The sequence below is a fragment of the Paenibacillus sp. 01T422 genome, from assembly GCF_056398785.1.
Genome location: NZ_JBFTQB010001316.1, coordinates 1 through 1207 on the forward strand (window position 1 = coordinate 1; position 1207 = coordinate 1207).

General features: G+C 42.8%; 2 protein-coding genes. Both read left to right on the forward strand.

What is annotated here, in order from left to right; all coding sequences use genetic code 11:
- A partial coding sequence (locus tag AC1DUA_RS38355) for a dockerin type I domain-containing protein (protein ID WP_477504678.1) occupies positions 1–109 on the forward strand: 109 nt, incomplete at its 5' end.
- A gap of 119 nt (positions 110–228) precedes the next feature.
- A partial coding sequence (locus tag AC1DUA_RS38360; RefSeq protein ID WP_477504677.1) for an Ig-like domain-containing protein occupies positions 229–1207 on the forward strand: 979 nt, incomplete at its 3' end.

Below are 1207 nucleotides of genomic sequence, written 5' to 3' on the forward strand. Positions count from 1 at the left end.
GGATTCTACAAGTACGGATTGGGCGACTGCTAAAGCAGCCGATCTGAATGGCGATAATAAGATCGACATTCTGGATCTTGCGATCGTTGCATCTAAGATACTCGAATAATTAATTTCATAATTTGAACAGCGAGTTATGCCCTCTCTCGTTAAGTGGGAGTAGGGCATAACTCGATTAACTATTACATGAGAGACCATCTGTTCTTTTTAAAAAAAGGAGTTCAAAAGATGAGAAAAGTTAAAGAAATTGCTTCCCTGTTTATGGCTATGGCTGTATTAGCGAGCATATTTATCGGGGTGCCACAAGCCGTTAAAGCTGCAATCGATACAAACCTCGAAGCTACATTCAAGACTCGAAATACGGAAGGGGTTGTACCCGTAACAGATGTAACAGTTGCGTTAAGCATGATTCAGGGGTCGACCGCAATACTGCTTGCCACCATATCCCCCGAAAATGCTGCAGACAAGAAGGTAACCTTCTCATCAAGTAATACAGAAGTAGCAACAGTTACTGAAGCATTTTACAATCCTTTTACAGGTGCAACTAGCGTAAAGGTAAACGCAGTAGCAGAAGGAAATGCAGTAATTATTGCAACCACAGCAGACGGTAGTAAAACAGCCGTGTTTCATATTACGGTGGTTTCATCCACTCAACCATTAGTACCTACAGCAGTACTTTCAGCAGACAACAGCGTTAAGCCTGAAAGCACTTTTACAGTGGGCGTTAGCCTGGCGAATTTGACACAACCTGTTTTTGCTGAGGACATTACATTAGCTTATGATGCCAACGTATTTGAGTATGTAAGCGCTTCTGGTGTAAATACCGACATTCAAATTGTTACAGAGGATAAAAGTACACCCGGAAAAGTTAGACTAATTGCAGCCAATATCGGAGGGATACTAGGAGCCGGCACACCTGTTCTGAATACTGCTTTTAAAGTTAAAGCCGGTGTTATGAATACTAGCAGTACAATTGCAGTTACGCAGGCAAAGCTTGGTATAGCGCCCCAGGGAACTGTAATTGAAGCGCTCCTCGGCAGTAAGAACATTTCAATTAGCAATTCAGAAGTGGTTGTAGATAAAGCAGCATTGATTGCAGCGCTTACCAATGCTCGAAATTTATATGAAACTGCAGAGGTTGGCCCACAGCCTGGACAATATCCGCAAGCATCTAAGGATGTGTTTGGGGAAGCGATCAGCACAGCAC